This window comes from Kitasatospora sp. NPDC091335, assembly GCF_044757205.1.
Taxonomy (GTDB): domain Bacteria; phylum Actinomycetota; class Actinomycetes; order Streptomycetales; family Streptomycetaceae; genus Kitasatospora.
The window spans coordinates 721317-734947 of sequence record NZ_JBIVUM010000002.1; the positions used below are offsets into that span (position 1 = coordinate 721317).

Sequence of the window (13631 nt, forward strand, 5' to 3'; positions counted from 1 at the left end):
GCTACCCGAGACCCGAAGGCCTCAGAGGTGGCTCAGTGGGTGTCCGGGCGCAGGACCTTGGTCCGCAGAACCGACTCGCTCAGGCCCAGCTGGCGGTCGAGCTCCTTGACGACCTCAGGCGTGGCCTTGAGGTCGATGACCGAGTAGATGCCCTCGGACTGCTTGTTGATCTCGTAAGCCAGACGGCGGCGACCCCAGGTGTCGACCTTCTCCACCTTGCCACCCGCGTTGCGGACGACGGCGAGGAAGCTCTCGATCAGGGGGGAGACAGCGCGCTCCTCGACCGAGGGGTCGAGGATGACCATCAGCTCGTAGTGACGCATGAGTAACCCACCTCCTTTGGACTCAGCGGCCACGGTCTCTCCGTGGCAGGAGGGTTGTGCGTAGCGTCGGCACCGGTGCGGTGACGACGACTCCGGCCCACCGTAGCGGCCGGGTCGGACAGTCGGCCCCGCTCCACCCGACAGCGGGCGTCGCCCGGAAGAGGGCGCAGAGGGGGCACAACTACACCAGTGCAGACGGCACAGCCTACCTGCACCCGGACGGCCGAACAAAACGCATAGGGGTTGTGGGAGTGACCCAACCGCCGCAATCTGGACGGAACGGGATTCCTGCCCGTTCGTCTCCACGCCAGGAGGTGGGACCCATGGCCCAGTCCGTCCACCGCATGCCCGCGCTCACGCTGAACACCGACGGCCACCCGCACCCCCGCGAGAACACCCTGGTGGGCGTCACCGCCCTGCTGGGCGTGATCGCCTTCACCACCTCGTTCTTCCACAACCTGCACCTGCTGACCTCGTGGACCGGCCTGTTCGGGATCGTCGCCGGCCTGTGGGGCATGTTCGTCTCGGTCACCACCGCCGAGCGCTTCGTCCTGATGGTCTCGCTGGGCGCCGCCGCCCTCGGCTTCTACCTCGGCATCGCCCGGGGCGGTCTCTGGGGCTGAACCGCCCCCGCGCCCGCCCGCTGGGACCGAGCCCACAGGGCCCGTCCGGAACCCTCGCCGCCCCCGTCGCGTATCTGCAGAGGAGACAGGTACCCGACGGGGGCGCCGCCGTGCCCGCCGGAACGGGTGCCCGGGCCCCGGACGATAAGGTCAGCCCGAGAACCTGGGCCACCGCAGCCCGACCGACGAGGAGCACCGAGCAATGAGCCTGCGCCTGAGGACGATCACCCGCGAGGAGCACCTCGCCTTCATCAGGAGCCGCGCCTCGGCCAGCCACATGCAGGTGCCGTCGTGGGGTGACGTGAAGGCCGAGTGGCGTTCCGAGTCGATCGGCTGGTTCGACGAGGCCAACCAGCTCGTCGGCGCCGGCCTGGTGCTCTACCGCCAGCTGCCGAAGCTCAAGCGCTACCTCGCCTACCTGCCCGAGGGCCCGGTCATCGACTGGTTCGACCGCGACCTCGACCGCTGGCTCTCCCCGATGCTGGCGCACCTGAAGTCCCAGGGCGCGTTCTCGGTGAAGATGGGCCCGCCGGTGGTCATCCGCCGCTGGGACGCCCCCACCATCAAGGAGGCCATCGCCGCCAAGCAGGCCAAGCGCCTGCGCGACGTCGAGGCCGACTGGTACGAGGCCCGCGCCTTCGAGGTGGCCGACCGGCTGCGCAAGGCCGGCTGGCTCCAGGGCGAGGAGGGCGGCGCCGGCTTCGGCGACGTCCAGCCCCGCTACGTCTTCCAGGTGCCGCTGGCCAACCGCTCGCTGGACGACATCCAGAAGGGCTTCAACCAGCTCTGGCGCCGCAACATCAAGAAGGCCGAGAAGAGCGGCGTCGAGGTCGTCCAGGGCGGCTACGACGAGCTGCCGGTCTTCCACCAGCTCTACCTGGTCACCGCCGAGCGCGACAAGTTCACCCCGCGCCCGCTGGCCTACTTCCAGCGGATGTGGAACGCCCTCACCGCCGAGGACCCGAACCGGATGCGGCTCTACATCGCCTACCACGAGGGCGAGCCGCTGGCCGCGACCACGATGCTGGTGGTCGGCGAGCACGTCTGGTACTCCTACGGCGCCTCGGCCAACCACAAGCGCGAGGTCAAGCCGTCCAACGCCATCCAGTGGCGGATGATGCGCGACTCCTACGCCCTCGGCGGCGGGGTGTACGACCTGCGCGGCATCAGTGACACCCTGGACGAGAACGACCACCTGTTCGGCCTGATCCAGTTCAAGGTCGGCACCGGCGGCCAGGCGGCCGAGTACCTCGGCGAGTGGGACTTCCCGCTCAACAAGCTGCTGCACAAGGCCCTCGACCTCTACATGTCCCGCCGCTGAGGAGACTGACCCGATGACGCTGTCGCTCTACCTCGAGACCGAACGCTGGCGCGACCACCAGCGCTCCGTCCTCGCCGAGTTCCCCGGGCTGGTCCCGGTCGCCAAGGGGAACGGCTACGGCCTGGGCAACCACCGGCTGGCCGAGGAGGCGACGCTGCTGGGCACCGGGGTGCTCGCCGTCGGTACCGCGTACGAGGCGGCCGACGTCGCCGAGTGGTACGGCGGTGAGCTGCTGGTGCTCACCCCCTACCGGGTCGGCGAGGAGATACTGCCACTGCCGCACGCCCGGGTGATCCGGACGGTCGCGAGCGTGGCGGCGCTGCGGTCGCTGCACGGCGCCCGGGTGGTGCTGGAGTGCATGACCACCATGCGCCGGCACGGCGTGAGCGCGGACGACCTGCGCACCGCCGCCGCCGAGCTGGACGGCGTCAGCTTCGAGGGGCTGGCGCTGCACCTGCCGATGGACCGGCCGGACGGCTCCAGCCCGGTCGAGGAGGTCGCCCACTGGGTGGACACCGCCGTGGCGGCCGGCATCCCGGTGCACACCGTGTTCGTCAGCCACCTCGGCGCGGCCGGCATGGAGCAGCTGGCCCAGCGCTACCCCCGGACGGTCTTCCGGGCCCGGATCGGCACCAGGCTCTGGCTGGGCGACCACGCCGCGCTGGAGGTCAGGGCCACCGTCCTGGACGTCACCCCGCTGAAGAAGGGCGACCGCTACGGCTACCGCCAGCACCCGGCGCCCTCCGACGGCCACATCCTGGTGGTCGCCGGCGGCACCGCGCACGGCATCGGCCTGGAGGCGCCCAAGTACGTGCAGAGCATGGGGGCGCGGGCCAAGGGCATCGCCCGGGCCGGTCTGGCGACCGTCAACAAGACCAGGTCGCCGTTCCACTGGGCCGGCAAGCAGCTGTGGTTCGCCGAGCCGCCGCACATGCAGGTCTCGCTGCTGTTCCTGGACGCGGAGACCGCCCCGCCGGCGATCGGCGAGGAGCTCGGTCTCCAGGTCCGGCACACCACCACGCACTTCGACCGCGTGGTGGACCGCTGAGCCGCTGATCCCCTGAGCCGCTGAGGCGCTGAGGCGCGGCTACGGCTTCTCGGCCGGCTCCGGCAGTTCGGGCTCGTTCAGCCACTGCTCGGGGCCGGCCGGCGCGTACCCGGCGTAGCTCTCCTCCTCGCGCAGCCGGCGGGCGGTGCCCAGCACGAACACGTCCGGGGCGTGGTCCAGCACCCCGCCCGAGGGGTCGTCGCTGCCGTCCCAGCGGACCGGGTCGTGGTCCGGGTCGAGGGCGTCGCGGACCACCATGACGACCAGGTAGAGCGTGCCGAGCAGGTGCAGCGCGACCGCGAAGTGGTACCAGCCCTCGCCGAGCCCGTGCTGCTTGGAGCCGGTGACGAAGCCCAGGTGGGACCAGATGCCCAGGGTGTAGAGCACCTCGCAGGCCTGCCAGATCAGGAAGTCCCGCCAGCGCGGCCTGGCCAGCACCGCGAGCGGCAGCAGCCAGAGCGCGTACTGCGGCGAGTACACCTTGTTGGCCAGCACGAACAGCGCGACGACCAGGAAGGCCAGCTGCGCGAAGCGCGGCCGGCGCGGGGCCGAGAGGCCGAGCCACGCTATGGCCAGGCAGCCCAGCACCATCAGCACGCCGATGTAGAGGTCGAGGTCGGCCAGCCCGGCGCCGCGGCTCTGCATCAGGATCAGCCAGAACGAGCCGTAGTCCTCGCCGCGGTGCTTGCTGAACACGTAGAAGGTCGACCAGCCCTGCCAGTTGGCCATCATGATCGGCAGGTTGACCAGCAGCCAGGAGCCGACCGCCCCGCCCAGCGCCAGCCGGAACTCGCGCCACCTGCCGGACCGCCAGCAGAGCACCAGCAGCGGGCCGAGCAGCAGCAGCGGATAGAGCTTGGCGGCGGTGGCCAGACCGATGAAGACGCCGGCCCAGCCCGGCCGGGCGCCGGACCACCAGGCCATCGCGACGGCGGCCAGGGCGACCGCGAGCAGGTCCCAGTTGACGGTGCCGTTGAGCAGCAGGACGGGGGCGAGCGCGAACAGCAGCGCGTCCCACGGACGGCGCCGGTGGGTACGCGAGAGCGCCACCGCGGCGACCACCGCGCAGGCCATCAGCATCCCGGCGTTGATCGCCCAGAACCACTGCTCCTGGCTCTGCTGGTCCCCGCCGCCGGGCGTCAGCCAGGCCGCGACCTGCATGAACAGGCCGGTCAGCACCGGGTACTCGAGGTACTGGAGGTCCCCCGAGGAGCCCGGGATGCGGTCCACGTACGGGTGCAGCCCGGCCGCGAAGCCGCGTCCGGAGAACAGGTGCGGGATGTCGCTGTAGCAGGCGTGCACGTACTGCGGCGAGCCCGGCTGGAACCAGGCCTGCTCGTAGCAGGGCAGCTTCTGCACCATGCCGAGCACCGAGACCACGATCACCGCGAGTGCCAGGAAGCGCGCCGGGATCCACCAGGAGACGCCGAGCAGGGCCCGGCGCCCGGGGGGCCCGCCGAACAGCTCGCTGCCCGCCGCCGCCACCGGATCCTCGTCGGCCGGGACGACCACGGTGTCGGCCGACGGCGCGGCCGTGGCGACGGCTGCCGGGGTGGGCCCTGCGGCGGCGCCGGACCCGACCGGGCCGGCGGTTTCGTCACGATCGCTCGACGTCATGCCGGACATCCTGCCGCACCGGTCCCGCTGGGACGAGGAGGACCCCGCAACGGTCTGCATGCCGGACGGCGGGCGGGTTCGCCAATCGTGACGAAACGGCCATGACGGTGGCGGCGCCGCTGCCGGGGAGCCGTGGTGCCCGTGCGGGAGGAACGGCGGCGCCCGTAAGGAACACGGCGGCGCCCGGACGGAAAACGGCGGTGGCGGCCCTCCGAGGAGGACCGCCACCGCCGTTCCGGGTTCCGCCGGGCAGCGGCTACTGCCCGCCCGCTCCGCCCAGAAGGCCGCCGGTGCTGCTCGGCGTCGGCCTGCCGCCGCCGGTCGGCTTGCCGCCGCCGGTGCCACCGCTGCCGTTGCCGCCGCCAGGCGGGGTGCTGTCCCCGGGCGTCGGGGTCGTCGGGCAGCCGACGGGCGGCAGGCACGTGTTGCTCGGGTTCGGTGCCTTGCTCGTCGTGTGGGGCGCCGGCTGGTCGCCGGGGCAGTCCACGCCCGGCACGCAGGTCGGGGTGGTGGGCTGCTGCGGCTGCACCGGCGGCTGCGGCGCCTGCGACTGGGTCTGCTGCGGCGGGGCCGACGGGGCCTCGGTCGTGGGCGGGGGCGTCGTCGGGGTGAACGTGGACGGCGCACCGGAGGAGTCCACCGCGGTGCCGACCGGCTGCGGGGTCGGGAAGTCCATCTTCTTCTCGTTGGCCAGCGCGGCCTTCATGTACCGGGTGAAGACGTCGGTCGGGATGTCACCACCGTGGATGGACTCCTTGCCGCCGGTGCCGTTGAGCGACTGCCGCTCGTGCTTGCTCGGGTCCTCGCGCCACATCGCGACGCTGGTCACCAGCTGCGGGGTGTAGCCGACCCACCAGGCCGACTTGTTCTGGTCGGTGGTACCGGTCTTGCCGGCCACCGGGCGGCCCAGCTCCTTCGTCTTCTTGCCGGTACCGTTCACCGCCACGTTCACCAGCGAGTCGGTGACGTTGTCCGCGACGGCCGGCTCCAGCGCGACCTTGAGCTCCTTCTTGCCGAAGCCCGGGCGCTCCACGCCGCTCACCTCGACCTTGGTGACCGAGTACGGCTCGGCCTCCTTGCCGCTGGCCGCCAGGGTGCCGTAGGCGGTGGCCATCCGGATCGGGCTGATGGTGGAGGTGCCGAGCGGGAAGGTCGCCGTCTTCGGGTCGGCGAGGCTGTCCTTCTTGACGCCCATCTGCACCGCGATGTCGGCCACGTTCTGGCCGCCGACGTCCTGGTTGAGCTGGACGAAGGGCACGTTGTACGAGTACTGCATGGCCTGCCGCAGCGAGACGTAGCCGCGCTTGCCCGAGTCCTCGTTCTTCTGCCGGTACGGCTTGCCGTCGTCGCCGATCACCAGCGAGCCGTCCGGCTTGCGGATCTCGGACATGTCGTCGGCCAGGTAGCGGCTGTCGGAGTTGATCCGCTTCGGCTTGCCCTTGTCGTCCTTCGCCGTCTGCACGCCGACCTGCATCGCGGTGGCCAGCACGAAGGGCTTGAAGGTCGAGCCGACCTGGACGCCGGTGGCGTCGGCGTTGTTGTCGAAGTGGCCGTTCTCCACGCCGTCGCCGCCGTAGAGGGCGATGATCGCGCCGTCTCCGGGACGGATGCTCGCGGAGCCGAACTGGATGTTGGTGTCGTTGTTCGGCCGCTTCGCCGGGTCGAGGTTCTCCGACTTGACGTCGTCGACCGCCTTCTTCAGGGCGTCGACCTTGTCCTTCTCGAAGGTGGTGTAGATCTTCAGGCCGCCCCGGTCGATCATCTGCTGGGTGATCGTCTTGTCGGTGGCCAGCACGTACTTGTTGGCGGTGTCGACCAGGTAGCTGATCTCACCGTTCATGTTGGAGCTGGGCTTCTGCGGGAGCGGGGCGGGGAACGTGGTGCACTTGGCCCGTTCCTCCGGGGTGATGGCCTTGGTGTCCACCATCTGATCCAGGATCCAGTTCCACCGGCCCTGGGCCCGTTCCTTGTTGTCCGGGTTGGTGGGGTCGTAGTACGTCGCACCCTTGAGCAGCCCGGCCAGCATGGCGCTCTGGCAGATGTCCAGGTCCTTGGCGTCCACCCCGTAGTACGCCTGGGCGGCCGCCTGGGCACCGTTCGCACCGCGGCCGAACCAGCTGGTGTTGAGGTACCCGGTGAGGATCTCGCTCTTCTCCTTGTCCTGGTTGATCTTCAGCGTGATGAAGAACTCCCTCACCTTGCGGCTGAGGGTCTGTTCCTGGCTCAGGTAGGCGTTCTTCACGTACTGCTGGGTGATCGTCGAGGCGCCCTGGGTCTCACCGCCCTTCGCCATGTTGTAGACGGCGCGGAGCATGCCCTTGGGGTCGATGCCGCTGTCGGTCTCGAAGGTCTTGTTCTCCGCGGCGATGACGGCGTGCTGGAGGTGCGGGCTGATGTCCTTGAGCTCGACGATCTGACGGTTGGTCTGGCCCTTGCGGGTCATCTCCGTGTTGTCGGCCCAGTAGTAGATGGTGTTCTGGTCCTTCACCAGCTCGTTCAGCTTCGGGACATCGGTGGTCTGGTACAGGTAGAACACCAGGCCGACGAAGCAGCCGAAGACCAGCAGGACGCCGCTCAGCCACTGCCGCCAGGAGGGCAGCCAGCGCCGGACGCCGGTCTTGCCGAACCGCGGGTAGTCGATGAACCGCTTCTTGCCGGGGCCGGCGGCCGCGGCGGCGGAGCCCGCGGCGGCACCGCGCCCGGGACCGCCCTTGCCCTTCTTCTGGGCGGCCTTGCGCATCTCCGCACGGGTCATCCGGGGCTGCTGTGCGGTCTCCCTGACCCCCGGGGGGCGCCCCCGGCCGACGCCGTCCGAGCGCAGCTCGTCGGGCCCCGGCCCCCCGCCTTGACGGCCTCCGCCGCCCGGGGGCTGCTGCCCGTCACCGCCCGGGTTGGGCGTCCTTCGCCGTCGCTCGCTCATCTTCCAGCCACTCCTCGCCAGGCGTTTCCAGCCTGAAGGCAGGGTTCACGTCCGATGCCCGCCAACCGCCCTGATCCCGGAGGTGGTCCTCGTGCACACGCGACAGCGTACGCAGCACGGATATACAACTAATCGGACATCAGTTGCCAATGCCCTCAAAACGGCAACAGATCATTACACGCCCGTTGCCAATGCCGTCCGCGCGTCGGCTTGTGATCACGTTCACGCGCGCCCCCCTTGCCGGTTCCGGGGGTCGGGTTTACTGTTCTCGATATATCGAGCCGATACATCGAAGCGGAATACCGCCGGATGCAGCGGCCGGACCGAGGCCGAGAGGGAGGAGGACGACGGCAGTGGGCAGACGCTCAGGAGTGCTGGAGTTCGCCGTCCTCGGCCTGCTCCACGACGCCCCGATGCACGGCTACGAGCTGCGCAAGCGCCTCAACATCCTGCTCGGGACGTTCCGCGCACTCTCCTACGGGACGCTGTACCCCTGCCTGAAGAACCTGGTCGCCCAGGGCTTCCTGGTCGAGGACAACCCGGACGTCGAGTACGTCCCGGCCACCGCCCTCAACGGCAAGCGGTCCAAGATCGTCTACCGGCTCTCCGCCGAGGGGAAGCAGCGCTTCGAGGAACTGCTCGCCGACTCCGGCCCGGACGCCTGGGAGGACGAGCACTTCGGCGTGCACTTCGCGTTCTTCGGCCAGACCGACCGGGCCGTGCGGATGCGCGTCCTGGAGGGGCGCCGCAGCCGGCTGGAGGAGCGGCTGGAGCGGATGCGCAACTCGCTGGCCCGCGCCCGTGAGCGGTTCGACGACTACACCGTCGAACTCCAGCGGCACGGACTGGAGTCGGTGGAGCGTGAGGTCCGCTGGCTCAACGAGCTGATCGAGACCGAGCGGTCCAACCGCACCGGCCGGACCGGTCCCGACACCGGTGGCGACCCCGCCGCCGGTCCCCACAAGACTTCGGACGGCCGTGGCCGGGAAGCCGGGTCCACGGACCCGTCCGGGCCACCGTACGACCGCCCGGGGCGCTCCGCCGAGGAGCGCTGACACCGCGCCAGCCCTGTGCCGCGCGGCAGGATCGGGCGCCTCGCGCCCGTACATGCAGTCATCGAAGAAGCAGGACGAGTTCCGCCTACCCCGGCGGTCCTCATGAGATCACAGGGAGCAACCGGAATGGGTTCGGTTCGCGTAGCCATCGTGGGCGTGGGCAACTGCGCCGCGTCGCTGGTGCAGGGTGTCGAGTACTACAAGGACGCCGACCCGGCCGGCAAGGTCCCCGGGCTGATGCACGTCCAGTTCGGTGACTACCACGTCCGTGACGTGGAGTTCGTCGCCGCCTTCGACGTCGACGCCAAGAAGGTCGGCTTCGACCTGGCCGACGCCATCGGCAACAGCGAGAACAACACCATCAAGATCTGCGACGTCCCGCCGACCGGCGTGACCGTCCAGCGCGGCCACACCCTCGACGGCCTGGGCAAGTACTACCTGGAGACCATCGAGGAGTCGGACGAGGCGCCGGTCGACGTCGTCCAGGTCCTCAAGGACCAGCAGGTCGACGTCCTGGTCTGCTACCTGCCCGTCGGTTCCGAGGACGCGGCCAAGTTCTACGCCCAGTGCGCCATCGACGCCAAGGTCGGCTTCGTGAACGCCCTGCCGGTGTTCATCGCGGGCACCAAGGAGTGGGCGGACAAGTTCACCGAGGCCGGCGTGCCGATCGTCGGTGACGACATCAAGTCGCAGGTCGGCGCGACCATCACGCACCGCGTGATGGCCAAGCTGTTCGAGGACCGCGGTGTCATCCTCGAGCGCACCATGCAGCTGAACGTCGGCGGCAACATGGACTTCAAGAACATGCTCGAGCGCGAGCGCCTGGAGTCCAAGAAGATCTCCAAGACCCAGGCCGTCACCTCGCAGATCCGCGACCGCGAGCTGGGTGCCAGGAACGTCCACATCGGTCCCTCGGACTACGTGGCCTGGCTGGACGACCGCAAGTGGGCCTACGTCCGCCTGGAGGGCAAGGCCTTCGGCGACGTCCCGCTGAACCTGGAGTACAAGCTGGAGGTCTGGGACTCCCCGAACTCCGCCGGTGTCATCATCGACGCCCTGCGTGCCGCGAAGATCGCCAAGGACCGCGGCATCGGCGGCCCGATCCTCTCGGCCTCCTCGTACTTCATGAAGTCCCCGCCGGTCCAGTACTTCGACGACGAGGCCCGCGAGAACGTCGAGAAGTTCATCCGCGGCGAGGTCGAGCGCTGAGCATCGCGAAGTTCGCGACTGTCGAGCACGGTGCGCTGAGCATCGCGAAGTTCGCGACTGTCGAACACGGTGCGCCGAGCTGACCGCTCGTAGCCCGGCAGAAGAGCCCGCGGTCTCCGGATCGCGGGCTCTTCACGTTTTCGAGGCCAATGTTTCACGTGAAACGGCGACCGGTTCCATGGCACCCTGGGCGGGTGGCGATCACCGAGAACGGCAGCACCCACCGGTCCGCACACCGGGCCACGCTCCTCGGCCTGATGCAGGGTCGCGACTTCCGGCGGCTGCTGACCGCCCGGGTGCTCTCCCAGCTCTCGGACGGCGTCTTCCAGGTCTCGCTCGCCGCGTACGTGGTCTTCTCCCCCGAGAAGCAGTCCTCCCCCGCCGACATCGCCTCGGTGCTGGCCGTGATGCTGCTGCCGTTCTCGGTGATCGGCCCGTTCGCCGGTGTGCTGCTCGACCGCTGGCGCCGCCGTCAGGTGCTCTACTTCGGCAACCTGGCCCGCTTCGGACTGGGCCTGGGCACCGGTGCGCTGCTGCTGGCGGAGGCGCCGACCTGGCTGTTCTTCGCCTCGGCCCTGCTGGTCACCGCGCTCAACCGGTTCATCCTGGCCGGCCTGTCCGCCGCCCTGCCCAGGGTCGTGGAGCAGGACCAGCTGGTCACCGCCAACGCCCTCTCCCCCACCCTCGGCACGGTCGCCGCCGCCTCGGGCGGGGGCATCGGCTTCCTGCTGCACCAGCTGATGGCGCCCGGCCCGAAGGCCGACGCCGCCCTGGTCACGGTGGCCGCGCTGCTCTACCTGGCGGCCGCCCTGGCCGCCCGGCGGATGGACCGCGACCTGCTCGGCCCCGATCAGCACGGGGACCGCCCCGCGCTCGGCCAGGCGCTGGTCCGGGCCGCCGTCGAACTCGGCGCCGCCGTGCGCCACCTGGTCCGGGACTGCCGGCCCGCCGTGCACGCGCTGGCCGCCGTCACCGCGGCCCGGTTCTGCTACGGCGTGCTGATCGTGGTCGTGGTGATGCTCGCCCGGTACACCTTCAACGACCCGACCGACAGCGCGGCCGGGCTGGTCACCCTCGGCCAGGCGGTCGGCCTGTCCGCCGCCGGGTTCTTCGTCGCCGCGGTGGTCAGCCCCTGGTGCACCCGCCGGCTGGGCCTGGCCGGGTGGATGACGGCCTGCCTGGTCGCCCCCGTGGTCTTCGTCCCGGCGCTCGGCCTGAGCTTCACGCTGGTGCCCTGCCTGATCGCCGCCCTGCTGCTCGGGGTGGTCACCCAGGGCACCAAGATCTGCGCCGACACGGCGGTGCAGGAGTCGGTCGAGGACGAGTTCCGCGGCCGGGTCTTCGCCATCTACGACGTGCTGTTCAACGTCGCCTTCGTGGCCGCCGCCCTGGTCACCGCGCTGGTGCTGCCGCTGTCCGGCCGCTCCGTCACGGTGGTCGTCGGGGTCGCCGGGGTATACGCCCTGACGGCGGTCCTCTACCTGGGCGCCGCCCGCCGGAGCCCGCTCCCCCGGTGACCAGGCCTCCTGAGCCCCCTCGGGGGCTCGGGCCGACGGCGTCCGACCGACTCGCTAAGGTACTCAACCTGTCGGAACGACAGAATTCCGTCTCGGGGGACGAACTGATGAACACACCGCCGAATCCGTACGCCCAGCCGGCACCACCCCCGGCGGGCCCGCCCGGCGCACCGGCGTACGGCGCACCGGCGTACGGGGCACCCGTTCCGCCGCCGGCCGCGCCGTACGGGCCGCCGCCGGCCTACGGGCAGCCGGCGCCGCCGCCCCCGGCCGGCTACGGCCCGCCACCGGCCTACGGACAACAGCCGTACGGGCAGCAGCCATACGGACATCCCCCCTACGGGCAGCCGGCCCCCGGACCGTACGGGCAGCAGCCGCCCCCCGGGCCGTACGTCCCCCCGCAGTCCGCCCCCGCGGCGCCGCCCGCGCCGCCCGCCAAGCGCGGCCTCCGCTCCAAGCTGCGGATCTTCGGGGTGGTCGGCGGCTGCCTGGCGCTGGCGGTGAGCTACTTCGTCGCCGGGCCGAGCGTCAGCAGCGCCAAGCCGGGCGACTGCGTGCAGGCGAGCGGATCCCGTGACGTCGAGATCGTCAAGTGCACTGACCCCAAAGCGAATTACCGCGTGCTGGCGAAGTTCGAGGGCACCACCGACGTGACCCGCTGCAAGCAGACGCAGCAGACCGCGAGCACGGTGTCGGGCAAGAGCGGCCGCCGCTGGAACAAGAAGCGGTACGTGCTCTGCCTGGGCTCGCTGACGCCCGCCACCACCGGCGTCCCGCCGGTGAAGAAGTCCTGACCTCTTCCGCCACTCCTTCCCGGGGGACCACCTTGTCCGTTCCGCCTCCGCCCCAGATGCCGTACGGCCCGCCACCGGGCGACGGCAACCCGTACGCCTCCGGCGGCTCCTACGGCGCTCCGCCACCGCCGCCACCGCCCCCCGGGTACGGCTACCCGAGCCCCCCGCCGCCGCCCGGGCCGCCGTACGGCGGCCCGCCGCAGGACGGTTACGGCTACGGGTACCCGCCGCCACCGCCCCCGATGGACGGCACCACCTGCCGGTTCTGCGGCGGCTACCCGGCGGTGAACGCCACCGTCCGCGGCCACCAGGGCCTGATCATCGCCTTCCGGATGCTGCGGATGACCGGCCCGTTCTGCCGCACCTGCGGCACGGCGACGGTGCGCGACATGTCGGCCCGGACGCTGGTCCAGGGCTGGTGGAGCCTGGTGTCCTGGCTGCTGACCCCGATCACGCTGCTGCTGAACCTCGGCCCGCACAACAGGTTCAAGCGGCTGCCGCACCCCGTCCCCGGCAGCCACGGCCCGCAGCTGGACCCGGGCGTCCCGCTGACCAGCCGGCCGCACATCGCGATGCTGCTGGTGCCGGTCTCGCTGGCGGTCGCCCTGACGCTGGCCGCCACCGGGGTGCTCGGCCCGAAGAAGGACGGCCCGGTCGCCGACCCGACGCCGTCCCCCACCCTGCTGACGTTCTCGCCCACCCCGCTGCCGACGCCGACCCTCACGCTCCCGCCGCCGGCCTTCCCCTCGCCGACCTTCACGGTGCCGACGCCGACCCTCACGCTCCCGCCGGTCACCACCCCGACCGACTCGGACTCCAAGGTCGACTCGGCCGGTGTCGGTGACTGCCTGCGCAACGCGAACGGCACCAGCGAGACCACCGACACCCACCCGAAGATCACCGTGGTGCCCTGCACGGACGCCAAGGCGCAGTACAAGATCGTCTACAAGTACCTCGCCACCTCCGACGAGAAGTCCTGCGAGAAGCAGCCGAAGTCGGACAGCTGGTACACCAGCAAGCACCCCAACCTCCCGGTCCTCGACTACGTGCTCTGCCTGAAGCAGGTCAAGTAGCCGGAACCGGACGAGGGGTGGGGGCGGCCCCCCGCCGGGGGCCCCCCCCCCCGGGGGGGGGCCCCCCCCCCCCCCCGGGGGGCCCCCCCGGCCCCCCCCCCGGCCCCCCCCCCCCCCCCCCCCCCCCCCCG

The 13631-nt window shown here is 71.0% G+C and carries 11 protein-coding genes; 8 read left to right on the top strand and 3 right to left on the bottom strand.

Features of this window, described 5'->3' with window-relative positions:
- Nucleotides 1-32 precede the first annotated feature (32 nt).
- Entirely contained in the window at nt 33-323 is a 291-nt protein-coding gene (rpsF, locus tag ACIQOW_RS08130; RefSeq protein WP_188298654.1) for a 30S ribosomal protein S6, read from the bottom strand.
- 323 nt (nt 324-646) lie between these two features.
- Between rpsF and ACIQOW_RS08135 the strand changes: the two genes are divergently transcribed.
- From ACIQOW_RS08135 to ACIQOW_RS08145, 3 genes are all read left to right on the top strand, one after another.
- Nucleotides 647-946, top strand: coding sequence for a hypothetical protein (locus ACIQOW_RS08135; RefSeq protein ID WP_188298655.1), 300 nt, complete (start codon nt 647-649; stop codon nt 944-946).
- Between the two features lie 202 nt (nt 947-1148).
- Complete coding sequence (locus ACIQOW_RS08140) at nt 1149-2267, top strand: lipid II:glycine glycyltransferase FemX (RefSeq protein ID WP_401081017.1); 1119 nt, start codon at nt 1149-1151, stop codon at nt 2265-2267.
- A gap of 13 nt (nt 2268-2280) precedes the next feature.
- Nucleotides 2281-3315, top strand: coding sequence for an alanine racemase (locus ACIQOW_RS08145; RefSeq protein WP_401081020.1), 1035 nt, complete (start codon nt 2281-2283; stop codon nt 3313-3315).
- Between the two features lie 39 nt (nt 3316-3354).
- On the opposite strand, the gene ACIQOW_RS08150 is transcribed toward ACIQOW_RS08145, so the two are convergent.
- Both ACIQOW_RS08150 and ACIQOW_RS08155 read right to left on the bottom strand, forming a co-directional pair.
- Nucleotides 3355-4932, bottom strand: a complete 1578-nt coding sequence (locus ACIQOW_RS08150; RefSeq protein WP_401081022.1) for a glycosyltransferase family 87 protein — start codon at nt 4930-4932, stop codon at nt 3355-3357.
- Between the two features lie 256 nt (nt 4933-5188).
- On the bottom strand, nt 5189-7687 hold the full coding sequence (locus ACIQOW_RS08155; RefSeq protein WP_401081025.1) for a transglycosylase domain-containing protein: 2499 nt from the start codon (nt 7685-7687) through the stop codon (nt 5189-5191).
- A gap of 518 nt (nt 7688-8205) precedes the next feature.
- Between ACIQOW_RS08155 and ACIQOW_RS08160 the strand changes: the two genes are divergently transcribed.
- The 5 genes from ACIQOW_RS08160 (at nt 8206) to ACIQOW_RS08180 (ending at nt 13500) form a co-directional block, all read left to right on the top strand.
- On the top strand, nt 8206-8907 hold the full coding sequence (locus tag ACIQOW_RS08160) for a PadR family transcriptional regulator (RefSeq protein WP_401081028.1): 702 nt from the start codon (nt 8206-8208) through the stop codon (nt 8905-8907).
- A 126-nt stretch (nt 8908-9033) separates the two neighbouring features.
- A complete protein-coding gene (locus ACIQOW_RS08165; RefSeq protein WP_401081031.1) occupies nt 9034-10116 on the top strand; it encodes an inositol-3-phosphate synthase in 1083 nt (360 codons plus the stop codon).
- Nucleotides 10117-10373: 257 nt separating this feature from the next.
- A complete protein-coding gene (locus tag ACIQOW_RS08170; RefSeq protein WP_401081365.1) occupies nt 10374-11633 on the top strand; it encodes an MFS transporter in 1260 nt (419 codons plus the stop codon).
- A gap of 107 nt (nt 11634-11740) precedes the next feature.
- Entirely contained in the window at nt 11741-12427 is a 687-nt protein-coding gene (locus ACIQOW_RS08175; protein ID WP_401081033.1) for a hypothetical protein, read from the top strand.
- Between the two features lie 32 nt (nt 12428-12459).
- Nucleotides 12460-13500 (top strand): hypothetical protein, encoded by a 1041-nt coding sequence (locus ACIQOW_RS08180; RefSeq protein WP_401081036.1) that lies wholly within the window; start codon nt 12460-12462, stop codon nt 13498-13500.
- Nucleotides 13501-13631 lie beyond the last annotated feature (131 nt).

Coding starts and splice junctions, on each gene's coding strand:
- ACIQOW_RS08150 (WP_401081022.1), bottom strand. CDS start 4,932: ATGACGTCGAGCGATCGTGACGAAACCGCCGGCCCGGTCGGGTCCGGC.
- ACIQOW_RS08145 (WP_401081020.1), top strand. CDS start 2,281: ATGACGCTGTCGCTCTACCTCGAGACCGAACGCTGGCGCGACCACCAG.
- ACIQOW_RS08135 (WP_188298655.1), top strand. CDS start 647: ATGGCCCAGTCCGTCCACCGCATGCCCGCGCTCACGCTGAACACCGAC.
- ACIQOW_RS08155 (WP_401081025.1), bottom strand. CDS start 7,687: ATGACCCGTGCGGAGATGCGCAAGGCCGCCCAGAAGAAGGGCAAGGGC.
- ACIQOW_RS08170 (WP_401081365.1), top strand. CDS start 10,374: ATGCAGGGTCGCGACTTCCGGCGGCTGCTGACCGCCCGGGTGCTCTCC.
- ACIQOW_RS08165 (WP_401081031.1), top strand. CDS start 9,034: ATGGGTTCGGTTCGCGTAGCCATCGTGGGCGTGGGCAACTGCGCCGCG.
- ACIQOW_RS08175 (WP_401081033.1), top strand. CDS start 11,741: ATGAACACACCGCCGAATCCGTACGCCCAGCCGGCACCACCCCCGGCG.
- ACIQOW_RS08140 (WP_401081017.1), top strand. CDS start 1,149: ATGAGCCTGCGCCTGAGGACGATCACCCGCGAGGAGCACCTCGCCTTC.
- rpsF (WP_188298654.1), bottom strand. CDS start 323: ATGCGTCACTACGAGCTGATGGTCATCCTCGACCCCTCGGTCGAGGAG.